This is a genomic window from Kushneria phyllosphaerae, from assembly GCF_900312995.1.
Taxonomy (GTDB): Bacteria; Pseudomonadota; Gammaproteobacteria; order Pseudomonadales; family Halomonadaceae; genus Kushneria; species Kushneria phyllosphaerae.
This window is the reverse complement of the sequence record NZ_ONZI01000001.1, coordinates 90,226-104,907: the sequence shown is the minus strand read 5'-3', so window position 1 is coordinate 104,907 and position 14,682 is coordinate 90,226. Positions and strand designations below refer to the sequence as shown.

13 protein-coding genes are annotated in these 14,682 nt (G+C 61.7%); 8 read left to right on the top strand and 5 right to left on the bottom strand.

Features of this window, described 5'->3' with window-relative positions; translation table 11 throughout:
* Nucleotides 1–2: 2 nt before the first annotated feature.
* From KSP9073_RS00470 to KSP9073_RS00455, 4 genes are all read left to right on the top strand, one after another.
* Nucleotides 3–1,124: an ABC transporter ATP-binding protein gene (locus KSP9073_RS00470; RefSeq protein WP_108841002.1), complete on the top strand. Its 1,122-nt coding sequence runs from the start codon at nt 3–5 to the stop codon at nt 1,122–1,124.
* 27 nt (nt 1,125–1,151) lie between these two features.
* Complete coding sequence (locus tag KSP9073_RS00465; protein ID WP_108841001.1) at nt 1,152–2,783, top strand: glycoside hydrolase family 13 protein; 1,632 nt, start codon at nt 1,152–1,154, stop codon at nt 2,781–2,783.
* Nucleotides 2,784–2,841: 58 nt separating this feature from the next.
* Complete coding sequence (locus tag KSP9073_RS00460) at nt 2,842–3,894, top strand: LacI family DNA-binding transcriptional regulator (protein WP_243409057.1); 1,053 nt, start codon at nt 2,842–2,844, stop codon at nt 3,892–3,894.
* Between the two features lie 309 nt (nt 3,895–4,203).
* Nucleotides 4,204–5,895: a BCCT family transporter gene (locus tag KSP9073_RS00455; RefSeq protein ID WP_108840999.1), complete on the top strand. Its 1,692-nt coding sequence runs from the start codon at nt 4,204–4,206 to the stop codon at nt 5,893–5,895.
* Nucleotides 5,896–5,985: 90 nt separating this feature from the next.
* Here the strand turns inward: KSP9073_RS00455 and KSP9073_RS00450 are convergent, their stop codons facing one another.
* Nucleotides 5,986–7,146 (bottom strand): MFS transporter, encoded by a 1,161-nt coding sequence (locus KSP9073_RS00450; protein ID WP_108840998.1) that lies wholly within the window; start codon nt 7,144–7,146, stop codon nt 5,986–5,988.
* A gap of 117 nt (nt 7,147–7,263) precedes the next feature.
* Nucleotides 7,264–8,178 (bottom strand): nuclease-related domain-containing protein, encoded by a 915-nt coding sequence (locus KSP9073_RS00445; protein WP_108840997.1) that lies wholly within the window; start codon nt 8,176–8,178, stop codon nt 7,264–7,266.
* 116 nt (nt 8,179–8,294) lie between these two features.
* Here KSP9073_RS00445 and KSP9073_RS00440 point away from each other — a divergent pair, with 116 nt between their 5' ends.
* Nucleotides 8,295–9,176 (top strand): NAD-dependent protein deacetylase, encoded by an 882-nt coding sequence (locus KSP9073_RS00440; protein WP_108840996.1) that lies wholly within the window; start codon nt 8,295–8,297, stop codon nt 9,174–9,176.
* On the opposite strand, the gene KSP9073_RS00435 is transcribed toward KSP9073_RS00440, so the two are convergent.
* Both KSP9073_RS00435 and KSP9073_RS00430 read right to left on the bottom strand, forming a co-directional pair.
* Entirely contained in the window at nt 9,166–9,585 is a 420-nt protein-coding gene (locus KSP9073_RS00435; RefSeq protein WP_108840995.1) for a YbaY family lipoprotein, read from the bottom strand. The two genes, KSP9073_RS00440 and KSP9073_RS00435, sit on opposite strands and share 11 nt — an antisense overlap.
* A 2-nt stretch (nt 9,586–9,587) precedes the next feature.
* On the bottom strand, nt 9,588–9,947 hold the full coding sequence (locus tag KSP9073_RS00430; RefSeq protein WP_108840994.1) for a translation initiation factor: 360 nt from the start codon (nt 9,945–9,947) through the stop codon (nt 9,588–9,590).
* A 213-nt stretch (nt 9,948–10,160) separates the two neighbouring features.
* Between KSP9073_RS00430 and KSP9073_RS00425 the strand changes: the two genes are divergently transcribed.
* The 3 genes from KSP9073_RS00425 to KSP9073_RS00415 all read left to right on the top strand — a co-directional run bounded on the left by KSP9073_RS00425 (nt 10,161) and on the right by KSP9073_RS00415 (nt 13,551).
* Complete coding sequence (locus tag KSP9073_RS00425) at nt 10,161–10,844, top strand: hypothetical protein (RefSeq protein ID WP_108840993.1); 684 nt, start codon at nt 10,161–10,163, stop codon at nt 10,842–10,844.
* Nucleotides 10,845–11,117: 273 nt separating this feature from the next.
* Complete coding sequence (locus tag KSP9073_RS00420) at nt 11,118–12,341, top strand: GGDEF domain-containing protein (RefSeq protein WP_165814111.1); 1,224 nt, start codon at nt 11,118–11,120, stop codon at nt 12,339–12,341.
* 106 nt (nt 12,342–12,447) lie between these two features.
* Entirely contained in the window at nt 12,448–13,551 is a 1,104-nt protein-coding gene (locus KSP9073_RS00415) for a Gfo/Idh/MocA family protein (RefSeq protein ID WP_108840991.1), read from the top strand.
* 131 nt (nt 13,552–13,682) lie between these two features.
* Here the strand turns inward: KSP9073_RS00415 and KSP9073_RS00410 are convergent, their stop codons facing one another.
* Complete coding sequence (locus KSP9073_RS00410; protein WP_207771382.1) at nt 13,683–14,663, bottom strand: zinc-dependent alcohol dehydrogenase family protein; 981 nt, start codon at nt 14,661–14,663, stop codon at nt 13,683–13,685.
* Nucleotides 14,664–14,682 lie beyond the last annotated feature (19 nt).

Below are 14,682 nucleotides of genomic sequence, written 5' to 3'. Positions count from 1 at the left end.
ACATGGCTTCCGTGACGCTTGAAAAGGTCAACAAGCGCTTTGGTTCGACCCGGGTCATCGAGGATGTCTCGCTCGATATCAGTGATGGTGAATTCGTGGTCTTTGTTGGCCCCTCGGGCTGTGGCAAGTCGACCCTGCTTCGCCTGATCGCGGGCCTTGAGTCGATCACCCATGGCGATCTGATGATTGATGACACGCGGGTCAATAACATGACCCCGCCGGAGCGCGGCATCGGCATGGTGTTTCAGTCCTACGCGCTTTATCCGCACATGAGCGTGTACGACAACATCGCCTTTGGCCTGAAACTTGCGAAGTCTGACCGACAGACCGTCGATGAGCGAGTGCGACAGACTGCGAAGATCCTGCAACTTGACGGTCTGCTGGACCGGCTGCCAAAAGCGCTCTCCGGGGGGCAGCGCCAGCGTGTGGCGATCGGGCGGGCCATGGCGCGCGAGCCCAGAATTCTGCTGTTTGACGAGCCGCTTTCCAACCTTGACGCCGCCCTGCGCGTACAGACCCGCAACGAAATCGCCCATCTGCATGAACGCCTGGGTGCCACCATGATCTATGTGACCCATGATCAGGTCGAGGCGATGACCCTGGCCGATCGTATCGTGGTGCTCAATGAGGGGCACGTCGAGCAGACCGGCTCGCCGCGTGAACTCTATGAGCGACCCGGATCACGTTTTGTGGCCGGCTTTATCGGTTCACCAAAGATGAACTTTCTCACCGTAAAGGCGCGTCGCGAAGGCGGTGCCGGCTGTCGAATCAGCGTTCCTGGCATGGGTGAACATGTGCTGTCGCGTCAGCTGAATTCTGACAGCGAAGGAGGCGCCGTCACGCTGGGTGTACGTCCTGAGCATCTGAAGCCGGTAGCGGCAACAGGGGCGGTGGGATTTAACATTCTCAACGTCGAATATCTGGGCAGTGAAGCCTACCTTTATCTGGAAACGCCAGACGGTGAGCCTCTTGTATGTCGTACCGAGGCGCCCAGTGCCTTTGCGCGCGGCGAGCGCGTCACCCTGGACTTTGCCCCCCATCAGGCTCATTTGTTTGACCACGAGGGCCGGGCACTGCCACCGGTCGACGCCAGTGAAGCCAGAGTGTCAGCCACAATGTCCTGAACTTCTCCCTACACGACGGAAGCCCATATGACTCAGCAGCATTCCCGGCCACAGTGGTGGCATGACGCCGTGATCTATCAGATCTATCCGCGCAGCTTCATGGATGCCAACGGTGACGGTATCGGTGATCTGAACGGTATTATTCAGCGGCTCGATTACCTGGCAAACCTGGGAGTCGATGCGCTCTGGCTGTCGCCCTTTTATCGCTCGCCGCAGGCCGATGCCGGCTACGACGTGGCCGACTACCGTGATGTCGATCCGCTGTTCGGCACACTTGAAGATTTCGATTCGATGCTGTCAGGCGCCCATGAGCGCGGCATGAGAATCATCGTGGATATCGTGCCCAACCATACCTCCAGCGAGCACGTGTGGTTTCAGGAGGCGCTGGCATCAAGCTCCGGCAGTCGGGAACGGGCGCGCTACATGTTCCGGGAAGGGCGCGGCGAGCACGGGGAGCAGCCGCCCAATAACTGGCAGAGTGTCTTTGGTGGGCCGGCCTGGACGCAGGTGCCGGGTGAGCGAGAGTGGTATCTGCATCTGTTCGATACGCGCCAGCCCGACCTCGACTGGCGCAATCCCGAGGTGCTGGAAGAGTTCGACAACGTTCTGCGCTTCTGGCTCGAGCGTGGGGTCGACGGGTTTCGCATCGATGTCGCCCACGGCATGATCAAGGTGCCGGAACTGCCGGACTGGGACGGCAGCCAGGAAATGATCGAGGGCGGCAATCGGGGGCCCATGTGGGATCAGGAAGAGGTCCATGAGATCTATCGCCGCTGGAACCGGGTGCTGACCGAGTTCGGTCGCGACCGCATGATGGTCGCCGAGGCCTGGGTGCATCCGCCGGCGCGAACCGCGCGTTATGTGCGATCCGACGAGATGCAGCAGGCGTTCAACTTTGATTATCTGCTCACCCCCTGGGATGCCGACAAGCTGCGCCGTGTCATCGATACCTCGCTGGAGAGCTACAGCGCGGTCGGGGCGCCCACGACCTGGGTAATGTCCAATCATGACAGCGTGCGTCACGCCTCGCGGCTGGGGCTTTCACATCCGGGCCAGCGGCCCAACGGCATTGATGCCGACGGCGAACAGCCTGACGAGGCGCTGGGGCTGCGCCGGGCACGGGCACTGATCATGCTGACACTGGCGCTGCCGGGCTCTGCCTATCTCTATCAGGGCGAGGAGCTGGGACTGCCGGACCACACCACCATGCCGGCCCGCTATCGTCAGGACCCGACGTTTCATCGCACCAACGGTGAGCAGATCGGGCGTGATGGCTGCCGCGTGCCACTGCCCTGGCGCGCCGATGCGCCGGCCTTCGGCTTCAACACCACCGGGGAGCGCTGGCTGCCGCAACCGGAGAGCTATGCCCGTTACTCGGCCGATCGCCAGCTTGAGGATGCAGACTCGACGCTCGAACTCTATCGCCGGCTGCTGGCCATGCGCCATGAGTACGGGCTGGGCCACGGCGAGCTGGTCTGGCAGGAGAGTTCGCGCAGCGACGTGCTGAGCCTGACCAATGGCGGTGTAACTCTGGTGCTCAATCTGGGGGAAACCCCAGTGGCATTGCCCGAGGGCCAGGTCGCCCTGCAAAGCGCGACGGATGCCATCAGTCATGGTCAGCTGGCCGGTAATGCGGCGGTCTGGTTAACGACGCCTTGAACCGTCCACTGGTGCCGGCCATGCATCACTGCCAGGGCATTCTGGCCCGGGGCAGGGCATGAGCCGGGCCCGTCCGATGACGCTCAAGGCCGTCGCGGCACATCTGGGCGTGTCGACGGCGACGGTTTCCAACGCCTTCAACCGCCCCGATCAACTCTCTGCCACGCGCCGTGAGGAGATCCTGGCGGCTGCCCGGGCGCTGGGCTACAACGGCCCAAGCCGCCAGGGGCGCACGCTGCGTACCGGCTGCACCGGCATTATCGGGGTCATGCTCTCGGATGGGCTGGGGTACAGTCTCGGCGATAGTGTGGCGGGCGATCTACTGGCGGGAATCGCCGAGGTACTGGATGACCGTGGTTATCACATGCTGCTGCTGACGGATGCCGCCCGTACCGACCGTCAGAATGCTTCGCTCAACGGCGTGGCCGATGGCTATCTGATCTACGGCTCAATTCCTGAAGCGGGCACCATGGCGCTGCTGCGACATCAGCATCAGCCACTGGTGACCGTGGATATGCGCCTGCCGGGACTGGCCTCCGTTCAGATCGATCATCGCAACGCGGCGCTGAGCATTGCGCGTCATGCGCTGGCCGGCGGCGCACAGCGCCCGGCCATCGTGGCCCTTCGCATGACCCTGGAGGCACCCGGGGGCAGGCTTGAACGGTGCTTGCGCTGGTCCGAGCCCAATTCGGTGGCCATTGAGCGACTGGCCGGCTTTGACCAGGCACTCATGGAGGCCGGCCACGATCCCGAGGCGGTGCCGCTATGGAACGTTGATGGCAATACTTATGAGGCTGCAGCGCCCGTCATCGAGGCGCTGCTGGCTGACTCCGCCCCGGATCTGTTGCTGTGCATGTCGGACCGGCTTGCCCTGACGGCGCTGAGCCTGGCCGAACAGCGCGGTCTGGCCGTCCCCGGCCAGCTGAGGCTGACCGGCTTTGACGGGATTGCCGAAGGCCAGCATCGCCGACCCATGCTGACCACGGTTCATCAGGACAGCCATGCCAAGGGCGTCATGGCCGCCCGCATGGTGACCGGTGACTGCGATCAAAGCGAGGTGGTTCAGCCTGTCTGGCTGATCCACGGTGATACCTGCCTCAGCGTCAACTGACCTGACCTGACCTGCCATGCCTTCATCAGTCAGTTCTGTCTGGTGTGGATAAACCTGATCTATATTTGAGACGGCCACAGAGCAGGTTCGAATGATGCGCTGGCAAGTGCTCATGGTAGCCTTCAAATTGACAGCAACAGTAACTATAAATCTTTTGGATAAAAGCGAAGAAGTTGAAAACACAGCGTTATAGGTTATATTGAATATCCGTTCAATAAACATCGGCGCACAGGCGACGCTCATGCCGGGTGATCCTACTTCCCGCGGACCGAGTCAGTCTCTGGCCTGATAACAATATCGGAACCCGCTATGCGCAATGCTTTTGCTCAACTCGAAAAGCCGATTTTTTTCGGCTCACTTCTGCTGTTACTGGTCGTTACCATCCCATTGATTGTCTTTCCCGAAGTGGGCGCTGTCTGGGTTGCAGCGGCCCAGAGCTTCGTGACCGAACACTTCGGCGTGGCCTATCAGCTCATGGGAGTCGCCTCGCTGGGCTTTATGCTCTATATCGTTTTCAGCGATATAGGCCAGATCAAGCTCGGCGACCCTGACGATGATCCCGAGTTTTCACTGCTTTCCTGGGGTGCCATGCTCTTTGCCGCCGGCATTGGCGGGGCCGTCGTGTTCTGGGGGATGGTCGAGTGGGCCTACTACATTCAGAGCCCGCCATTTCATCTTGAGCCCTTTTCCGAAGAGGCGGCTACCTGGGCGGCGACCTACGGTATGTTTCACTGGGGTCCGATCGCCTGGTCGATCTATCTGGTACCGGCACTGCCCATGGCCTACTTTCTGCACGTGCGCAAACACAAGGTGTTACGCATCAGCGAAGCTATCCGACCGGTACTCGGGGAGAAGCTGGCCCGCGGCTGGCTGGGCAACATCATCGATGTGCTCTTCATTTTCGGCATGCTGGGTGGCGGCGCCACGTCGCTGGGGATTTTGGTACCGCTGATCAACATTGGTGTGGGGGATCTGTTCGGCTTTGAACCCAATACCACCAGCCAGATTGCGGTATTGCTCGGTACTACGGCCATCTTCGCCGTCAGTGCCTGGCGCGGTCTCAAGGGGGGGATCGAGAAGCTCTCCGACATCAATATGTGGCTAGGGCTTGTGATACTTGCTTTCGTGTTGATTGCCGGGCCTACCCTGTTCATTCTTAATACCGGGCTTAATTCGATCGGCATGATGCTTTCCAATCTGATGCACATGGCGACCTGGACCGAACCCTTTGGTGGGCTTCAGGGCTTTGAAGACTCCGGTTTTCCGGGCTCATGGACCATCTTCTACTGGGCATGGTGGCTGGTATTTGCCCCAACCGTCGGACTTTTCATAGCTCGTATCTCCAAGGGACGTCGCATCAAGACCATGGTGGCCGGATCGATCTTTTTCGGCTCTCTGGGCTGCGCGCTCTTTTTCATTATTCTGGGCAACTTCGGGCTCTATCTTCAGCTTTCCGGCACGCTGGATGTGGTCGGCATCATGAACAACCAGTCTGCCAATGCAGCCTTCTACGCCGTTCTTCATCAGCTGCCGTTTTCCTGGATCCTGATTCTTGGGGTCGTGATTTTGCTGGCGATCTTCACCGCAACCACCTTTGACTCGATTGCCTATATTCTGGCCTCCGCGTCCGAGAAGAATCTTGAAGATGAGCCGATGCGCTGGCATCGCCTGTTCTGGGCCTTCGCACTGTCGCTTTTGCCGATGACGCTGCTCTTTCTGGGCGGACTTCAGACTCTGCAAACGGCCAGTATCGTCAGTGGCGTCCCGCTGCTTGCCATCGCCCTGCTGCTGATGATCTCGATGGTGCGTGCGGCCAAGTATGATTTGCGCTATCAGCCAAGCTATAACGAGCCTGAAATCAATATCGAGGAGTTCCCCAGGCACGATCCCTGGACGGAAGAAGGCAGTTGGGACCTGGCGCAGAACGAAAGCGGTAAAGAGGTGCGTACCGACAGCCCTGATGATAATGCGGCCGGAGAAGCGGGCACCTCGCCTCGCTGAGAACCGTCATGCTATTAAAAGGCCCCATCGCTTTCGGCGATGGGGCCTTTTTTATTGCCAGAACTGTCCTGTCGCTTGGCCCGTGGGGGTTCAGGCTTTGGCCGCCGGCCGCGCCAGCGCGATGGCAAGCGCTGCGGCCACGGCCAGCGCGATAAAGGCGTAGTGCAGCGTGATGGCCTCGGCCAGAAACCCCAGCATTGGCGGGCCGCCCAGCATGCTCAGATAGCCCAGCATGGCCACCGAGGCGATGGCACCCGAAGGTGACATGGCGCGGTTACGCCCGGCCAGGCTCAACAGGCACGGGAACAGGGTCGACATGCCAATGCCGGCCAGCGCGAACCCCAGCAGGGCCGCGGTGGGGCTGGCCGCCACAATGGCCAGCCCGAGACCGAACAGGGCCAGTGCACTGCCGGCTTCAAGGGCTCGTATCGCGCCGACCCGGTCCAGCCAGCGATCTCCCAGCAGGCGACCGACGGCCATGGTGCCGGTGAACACGGCAAGCCCGAGGGCGGCATGCCCGCGCGAGGCGCCCAGTTCGGTGAGAAAAAGCGCCGACCAGTCCGCCATCGACCCTTCGATGAAGACCACGGCCGCCGCGATGATACCCAACAGCCAGACTCGCCCCTTCGGCCGCACGAACAGGGCACCAACAGGGCGTTCGGCACGCGGCGGCGGGGCCAGCAGATGGCGATGGCTGATCAGAATGCCCACCATCAAAAGTCCCGCGACCAGCAGCAGATGCCAGCGGGGCGTCAGCCCCAGCGTGGCCAGCGCCCCGCCAATCAGGGAACCGGCCATGCCGCCCAGGCTAAACAGGCCGTGAAAGGAAGACATAATGGAGCGTCGATAGCGCCGCTCGAGCGTGGCGGCCTGATCGTTCATGGCAATATTGAGAAGCCCCATGCCGGCACCAAAGACCACCAGCGCCAGACCCAGCGTCAGCATTGAAACGGCAGCGCCGATCAACACCAGTGACACCACGATGGCGCAGGCCGCCACGCGCGTAATGCGCCGGCTGCCAAAGCGGGTGTTGAGATAATTCGACAGCAGCGTCAGACACAGCGACCCTACCACCGGACACAGCAGCAGGGCCCCGAGCTGGGACTGCGACAGGTCCAGCAGGGTACGAATATCGGGAATGCGAACCGCCCAGTTGGAAAAGGACAGGCCCGAAAGGGCAAAAAACCAGGCAATGGCGGCGCGGCTCGCGGGCGCATGCGTCGTGATGCTCTCACCGGCGGGCTCATTCATGGCGTACTCCTTGTCAAGCAGGATGCGCCCGTGGCCTCCGGCAGCAGGGGCGCATCGTCTTTCGTGGTCGTAATCAAGAGGGTGAGGCCGGCGTCACGGCGCACGCTGGGCGCCGGGCTACGGGCCTGTCGGAGAAAGCGCATGGTGGGTCTGATGGTCATCGGTCAGACGGATCAGCGCCTGGATGACATCGTCATGCAGCGGCTGTGGCAGCACCGGCTGCTCGCGGCGCTGCATGAAGTGCACCAGTTCATTGTCGCCGACCACCCGGACATCCTCGTTGTTTCGGACCCGCTCGATGCGCCAGCCCGGCATGACCAGCATGGCCTGAACAGGCACCTCCCGCTTGCATTCGCGGCTCAGGCGCTCCTGCAGCCAGCGTTTGGCACGCTGGGCTTCGCGTACGGGGCGGGTTTCTTCCCGGTCGGGAAAGAGAAGCCGCTCGCCATCGAGTCGAAGTGTTCGGGTGCTGTCCAGGGCGGCTTCGGGGCCTGCGTGACGAGTGCGGACCAGCAGTGAAAAGATGCCATGCTCGGTGACCACGACATGGTCGATGGTGTACCCCTCGGCCGGCACATCGTGAAAGATGCAAATCCCCTGATGCTGCGCCCGCAAAAGGCTCTGCAGGTCATGCGCCACGTTCATGGCGCCGGCCAGCCGCAGACGCAGATTAGAAATTCGGTAGGAAAGTGCCATCATGAAAGCGCCCACGATCATTGCCGCGATCGTGGTGATCAGTCCGTAAATGCTCCATTCGATCCAGTCCTGATAGGACGAAAACAGCATTCGGCCCATGCCATAGATCAGTGGCGTAATGGCCAGTACGGGCCCAAGGGCGCCGGCGAGAAAGAGTTTGACGCGCGCCTCGGCCAGGCGTTCGCGAAAACGATTGCCGGACTGGCGAAGCCGGTGGCCGGAAGGGGAAAAACCGGGCTTGTCCTGAAACAGATGGCGCAGTCCGAGGACCACCACGGCGGTGGCGAACAGGGGGGTCAGAAAAATCAGGGGAAGCAGATATTCCAGCCAGCGCATGACGTCATCCCGATAGGTTGAGGTTTAGTCTAGCGTTCTGTCGGGTTGGCATCCATGCCCGACAGAGTTTTTGCTGGCCAACGCCACGTTCGGCCAGCAGGTCGTGAGGAGAGGGCATGAGTAGTGTTGTGACAGATAGCCCGATGGGCGTTGATGAACAGGCACTGATCGATCTTGTACGGCGGTACCCGCGTCTATGCGTTTTAACAGGCGCCGGAGTCAGCACCGACAGCGGTATTCCCGATTATCGGGATGAACGGGGCGAGTGGAAACGACCGCCGCCCATGACCCATCAGGTCTACATGAAAAGCCATCTCGGCCGTCAGCGCTACTGGGCACGCAGCCTGGTCGGTTTTCGCCTGCTGGCGAACGCCTCGCCCGGGCGAGCCCATCACACGCTGGCCGAGCTGGAAGCGCAGGGGTTTATCGAGGGCATCATTACGCAAAATGTCGATCGCCTGCATCAGAAGGCGGGCAGTCAGCGGGTGGTGGATCTGCACGGCCGGGCCGATCTGGTGCGCTGCATGCAGTGCAATCTGCTGGTGCGTCGCCATGTGCTGCACGATCATCTGGCCACCCTCAACCCTGACTGGGTGGGGATGGAGGCCGAGATCGCCCCGGATGGCGATGCCTATCTCGACGATGTGGATTTCTCTGACTTCCGGCTTCCGGACTGCCCGCGCTGTGGCCACGGTATTTTAAAGCCCGATGTGGTGTTTTTCGGTGACAACGTGCCGCGCTGGCGTCTGGAGCGGGCCATGTCGATGCTTGATGACAGTCAGGCCCTGCTGGTAGTGGGCTCGTCGCTGATGGTGTTTTCAGGCTTTCGCTTTGCCCGGCATGCCGCGTCCAAGGGGCTGCCGATCGCCTGCATCAACCGGGGACACACTCGCGCCGATGCGCTTTATGCGCTCAAGTGCGAGGCGCCCATCGACGAGAGCCTGACGGCCCTGCTGGCCGGGCTGTCAGACGCTCAGGGCAGGCCGTCTATCGACTGACCGGCGTCAGCGGCACACGTACCTGCTGCGTGGGCGCGCCATCGGTCAGCACCGGTAACGGCTCCATGGTCAGATAGCGCGTGTTGTCCCCTTCATGCAGCGCGGCACTCAGGGCGTAGCGACGATCGCTGTCGATATAGTGACGGTCATACTGCAGCATGAAGGGCACCGGCCAGCGCCCGTGCGTGTTCTGATCGACCTGGGCGATGGTGGTGCGCCCCTGAGTGAGGTCGAGCAGTCGAATTTCCAGCCGGGCATCATCGGCAATCGGCGCCTGCTCATCGCTGATGGCCTCGCCCGAGAGCGTGGCAAAGTCAGGGCCGCTGGCAAACAGGGAGCAGCCACTCAAAAGGCCTGTCACCATCAGCGGGGCGACCGCCAGTAACGGGCGAAAACGACGCATCTGCATGATCAGCCCCCCGCCAGCTTGACGGTATGGCCACGCTTTTCCAGCTCGGCGCGCAGCGTGTCGCGATGATCACCCTGAATTTCGATGATGCCGTCCTTGAGTGACCCGCCGCTGCCGCAGCGCTTTTTCAGCACCTGCAACAGGGCCTTGAGTTCTTCGGTGTTCAGGGGGATGCCGTGCAGGGTCGTCACCCCCTTGCCCTTGCGCCCGGACGTTTCGCGTTTGATGCGCACGATGCCATCCAGCCCGGCGAGGCGCGCGGCCTCCTGCGCTTTCTGATCATCGTCCTCGTCGTGCTTGCGCATATCCCCGGTTTCGGTGGAATACACCTTGCGGCTCAACTGATCGCGCAGTGATGACATTGCCTGACTCCCGCTCGCCTCATGAAGGCTCAAGAATAGCGCAGCGCCGGCGTCATTCGAAATGACAGGCGGCGCTGTCGCGTGAGAAATACAGATCCAAAACGGTGCTTTTCTCTCAATTGATTGCCGGTGCCCTGCGTAAACTTGTGGTCATTAAATGACGTCGACCTCATCGGCGCACCGGAACTTCGATCATTCTTGAGAGGCTACATCATGCGTCGTATCGCTACTGCCGTCATCACTGGATCCCTGTTGCTGGCTACCAGCGCCGCTGCCATGGCGGAAGAGCACTGGTCGGTCGCCGGCAGTGCCGGTACGACCGGTCTGGGCGCCAATGTCAGCTGGCGCTTTCATGATCACTTTGCACTGACGGCCGGCTACAGCGGTTACAACTATGATGACCTGGACCACACCAACGGTGATGTCACCTACAAGGGTGAGGTCGACATGGACATCTACAGCCTCAAGCTGGATGTCTATCCGTGGGTCAACAGCGGCTTTTTTATCTCGGCAGGTGCGGTTAAGCCGGATGTCCAGCTCAAGGCGGTCGGTCGCTATACCGGTGACGATACATTTGACGACATCGGCGGAATTTCCATCAGCGCCGATGACGCTCGCCTGGATGGTCGCGGCAAGCTCTCCGATGGTGTCGAACCCTATCTGGGTATTGGCTGGCGCAACAGCTCGAAGCAGGGACTGGGCTTTTATGCCGAGGCTGGCGCCTTCTGGATCGATCCCAGTGTGTCTCTGACGCCTCGCGGCGATGCCCTCAATATTCCGGGTGTGCGCCCTATCGCCGAACAGGAAGCGCGTGATCAGGAAGACGATCTGCGTGACGACCTCAACAAGTACAATATCTACCCGGTCGCCGTCATCGGTGTCGAATACACGTTTTAAACCCGATTTTTCGTGAGGCCTGCCCCGCTTTAAGCGGGGCTTTTTTGTGGCCATGGTTCGGGATTGCCCGGTTGCCTGTCTCGAAACCTGTCATGAGGGCAGACGTCGCCGCCTGATGCTCAAGCCGACAGGCACCCGGTCGATAAGACTGGCAGGCCTGCCTGAGTCACCGGCTGTGGCGACAACCTGTTGGCAAGGCGATGGCGCCACCTTCTAAACAGTGACGAACACTTCGAAAGCTGTCGATCGGTGCCGCGGACAATGGAAGCCACCATGCAGGAAGATGCCACCGAGCTGGACCGCGCGCTGGAAGGCAAAGGACGCCTCGATAGGGTCACGATACCGGCCGGCAGAAGAAGCGCCTTTGCTGCCATGACGCTGGCACCGCGTCGCCGCGCCCTGTCGATGTCGGTGCTCATCGGGACAAGCTTTTATGTGGCCTTTGCCCCCGGGGACGCGTTCGCCGTGCCCGATCAGCGCCATCTGGCCCTGATCTTTCGCCTGGCCATCATGCTACCGATAGGCATGGCGGTGTTTTATTGGCTTCGTCATGCCCGCTGCTCACTGATCCGCCAGCAACTCGTTGCCTGTGGTTTTCATTTGCTGGCCGTGTCGCTTCTGGCGCTTTTGATCACGCGCTCCGATTCCATTAATGCTTTGGGGTTTGTCTTTGCCAACTACGCCGTGTTGATGGCCATGGTGATCAGCATGGCGCTGCCCCTGCGGCTCGTGCTGGGGCTTGCCACTATTGTGGTGCTGATCCAGGGCATGGCGATTGCCTATGGGCCTCTCCGGTTACCGGTGCTTGAACTTCATAATGTCATGATTGCCATCGTGATCATGGGGCCGGCGATGTTTGCCAACCGGACGCTGGAAAACGAGCGCCGCCGGCATTTTCTGCTGGTCGAGCGTGAACAGCTTCGCCAGCGCCAGCTGGCCGAACAGCGCGATATGCTCGGTCGGCTGGCCGCGCTGGATCCTCTGACCGATCTGGCCAATCGACGCGGATTCCATGCAGGCCTTGCAAGCGATCTCGACCGTCTGGCCCCGGGGGCGATGGTGGCGATGGCCATGATCGATATCGACCATTTCAAGGCCTATAACGATCACTACGGCCATGCCGCCGGCGATGAGGCGCTCAGGCGCGTGGCACAGGCGCTGGCAGATGCCGCTCGCCCGGCAGGGCGTGCCGGGCGAATGGGGGGGGAGGAGTTTGCCGTTTTCGTGACCGGCCTCTCCGGCAATGAACTGGCCCTTTATGCCGAGCGTCTGCGCGCTAGCGTGCAGCGCCTGATGCTGGTGCATCATCACAGCACCACGGCCAGCGTCATGACCATCAGCGTTGGGGTGGCGCTGGGAGCCGCAGGCACCTCGGAGACCAAGGTGCTGCTCGGGGCCGCCGACGCCGCGCTCTATCGTGCCAAGGCGGCCGGGCGTAACCGGGTGGTGATCGAGGGTCTGGACCGGCCGGACACGGGCGTCAGCCGGACCGGCTGAAACGCGCCTGAGGATGGCGGAATATGGCACCACTACCTGACAGCACCGAAGGCTTGCGCCAGGCTTGATGAGATCGTTTTTATTCACGAACCCATCAGGAGTTCTCATGGCACAGGGAAAGGTGCGCTACGCCGTGGTCGGCGGTGGAGAAATTTCACAGGGCGCGTTCATGCCGGGGATCGCGGCCAGCGACAATTCGGAAATGACGGCGCTGGTCACCGGTGACCCCAAAAAGGCCGAGGTGCTGGGCAAACGCTACAACCTCAAGGTCTACGGCTACGATGACTACGAGACGCTGTTGAACTCCGGCGAGATTGACGCGGTTTACGTCGCCACACCCAACTTTCGTCATTGCCAGGACACCGTTCCGGCACTGGAAGCGGGCATTCACGTGCTGTTGGAAAAGCCGATGGCGACCAGCATTGAAGATTGCCAGGCGATGATCGAGGCCGCCGAGCGCGGCAATGCCAAACTCATGATTGCCTACCGGCTGCACCATGAGCCGGGCACGCTGGAAATGATTCAGTACATGCGCGAGGGCACCATTGGTGCGCCGCGCACGTTCTCCTCCCAGCTGACCCAGGATCTCAATGAGAAAAACCACCGTGCCCTGCACGGCTACTGGGCCGGCCCGGTGCCCGATATGGGGGCCTACCCGATCAACGCGGTACGTCATCTGTTCGGTGCCGAGCCGGTCGAGGTCAGCGCCATGAGCGATAACACGCCGGGGCGCGACTACACCTGCGATGACAGCGTGACCGTCAGTCTGCGTTTCCCTGGGGGGCGACTGGCCCAGTTCTTCGTCAGCTATGCCACCAGCGGGCACAATCATTTTTCGGTCGTCGGTGAGCGAGGCGCCCTGTTGGCACGCCCCAGCTACATGTTTGGCCCCGGCGTGTCGATTGACTATGACCTGAGCGTTGACGGTGAGACCACGGCGCATTCACCCGGCGCGGTCGAGCAGTTTGGCGGACAGACCGACTACTTCTCGCACTGCATTCTCCATGACCTCGCGCCCGAGGCCGACGGCATGGAAGGGCTGCGTGATGTGCGCATTCTGGACGCCATCGAGCGCGCGCTCACGACCGGTCAGCCGCAGTCGCTCGACCCGCTTGAGTATCGCCACCGCATTCGTCCTGACCAGGTGCGTCGCCTGACGCCGGTCGAGCCGCCGGAAGTGGTCAGCGTCGAGACCATCAGCGGAAATTGAGTTCACCGCTGCGGCAGATGACGCTCACAAGGGCCGCCTGACCGGGCGGCCCTTTTTCATGTCTGTCTTGCTGTTTGCCTTTCATGCCGGAGCTCGTATAGGGATCCGGCATGAAGGGCATGCCGACATGATCAGGACAGCATCAGCATGGGTTTTACCCTTGAATGACTGTCATGCCAGATCAGGGCCTGGCGCCAGTCGGTGAGCCTGAAATCCCGCGTGGCGGGCATGTCGATATCACGCAGCAGCGCCCAGAGGGTTTCAAAGCTTTCCTGCCACTGATGGGGGTTCAGCCCGGCAATATGATCGCGCAGATGAAAATGCCGCACGCGGGCGTTCATGCTGCACGGACTGATGGGCGCGCCGGACAGCAGTCCATAGGTAACCAATATACCGTCGGGCGGCATGTGGCTCAGCAGGCGGTCGGCCAGTCGTCCGCCGGTGGCATCAAACAGGCGCTGGGCGTGTGCGGCGGCAGCCTCTATGGCAGCGTGATCTTCCTGATCCAGCACGTGAACGCCCATGTCGGTCAGCGCCTTGCGGTGATGGGCACTGCGGCAGATACCGGTCACCGAGCGGGCGCCACAGCACAGCGCCCACTGCGCCAGCAGCCGCGCACAGTTTGAACCGGCCGCAGTCAGGAGCACATCGCATCCGGCGACCGGCCAGCGTCGCAGCATGGCCATGGCCGCCATCGGATGGATCCAGGCCCGAGCCGCCACATGATCGGGAATATCGTCGGGCACGGGTACCGCCAGACGGGGATCGCAGTCCAGCGACTGCTGCCAGGTACCCGGGCCGCGCAGCGGCAGCACCCGGCGCCCCTCGAGCGCGCGCCATGGACCATGGGCCTGGGTCACCACGCCCACGCCTTCATGCCCTGCCACCAGCGGAGGCTTGATCCGATGGCGATAGGCGCCGGCAATCGGGATCAGATCCGAAGGATTGATCGGGGCGCAGCGCATGCGCACGCGCATCCGCTCCCGAGGCAGCGGGCCATCGGGCTGTGGCTCCAGATGCAACACCTCCAGCGGCGAGCCAAAGCGGTGATAGCGCAGCGCAGGGTCCTGCATGTCGAGCATCAGATCAGGGTGGGCATGGGCAGCCGTCATGAGGTGGCCTCCTTTCGAA

What these genes read in the sequence shown, in the direction of transcription:
- KSP9073_RS00470 (WP_108841002.1), top strand. Translation starts at nt 3, where the DNA reads ATGGCTTCCGTGACGCTTGAAAAGGTCAACAAGCGCTTTGGTTCGACC.
- KSP9073_RS00465 (WP_108841001.1), top strand. Translation starts at nt 1,152, where the DNA reads ATGACTCAGCAGCATTCCCGGCCACAGTGGTGGCATGACGCCGTGATC.
- KSP9073_RS00460 (WP_243409057.1), top strand. Translation starts at nt 2,842, where the DNA reads ATGAGCCGGGCCCGTCCGATGACGCTCAAGGCCGTCGCGGCACATCTG.
- KSP9073_RS00455 (WP_108840999.1), top strand. Translation starts at nt 4,204, where the DNA reads ATGCGCAATGCTTTTGCTCAACTCGAAAAGCCGATTTTTTTCGGCTCA.
- KSP9073_RS00450 (WP_108840998.1), bottom strand. Translation starts at nt 7,146, where the DNA reads ATGAATGAGCCCGCCGGTGAGAGCATCACGACGCATGCGCCCGCGAGC.
- KSP9073_RS00445 (WP_108840997.1), bottom strand. Translation starts at nt 8,178, where the DNA reads ATGCGCTGGCTGGAATATCTGCTTCCCCTGATTTTTCTGACCCCCCTG.
- KSP9073_RS00440 (WP_108840996.1), top strand. Translation starts at nt 8,295, where the DNA reads ATGAGTAGTGTTGTGACAGATAGCCCGATGGGCGTTGATGAACAGGCA.
- KSP9073_RS00435 (WP_108840995.1), bottom strand. Translation starts at nt 9,585, where the DNA reads ATGCAGATGCGTCGTTTTCGCCCGTTACTGGCGGTCGCCCCGCTGATG.
- KSP9073_RS00430 (WP_108840994.1), bottom strand. Translation starts at nt 9,947, where the DNA reads ATGTCATCACTGCGCGATCAGTTGAGCCGCAAGGTGTATTCCACCGAA.
- KSP9073_RS00425 (WP_108840993.1), top strand. Translation starts at nt 10,161, where the DNA reads ATGCGTCGTATCGCTACTGCCGTCATCACTGGATCCCTGTTGCTGGCT.
- KSP9073_RS00420 (WP_165814111.1), top strand. Translation starts at nt 11,118, where the DNA reads ATGCAGGAAGATGCCACCGAGCTGGACCGCGCGCTGGAAGGCAAAGGA.
- KSP9073_RS00415 (WP_108840991.1), top strand. Translation starts at nt 12,448, where the DNA reads ATGGCACAGGGAAAGGTGCGCTACGCCGTGGTCGGCGGTGGAGAAATT.
- KSP9073_RS00410 (WP_207771382.1), bottom strand. Translation starts at nt 14,663, where the DNA reads ATGACGGCTGCCCATGCCCACCCTGATCTGATGCTCGACATGCAGGAC.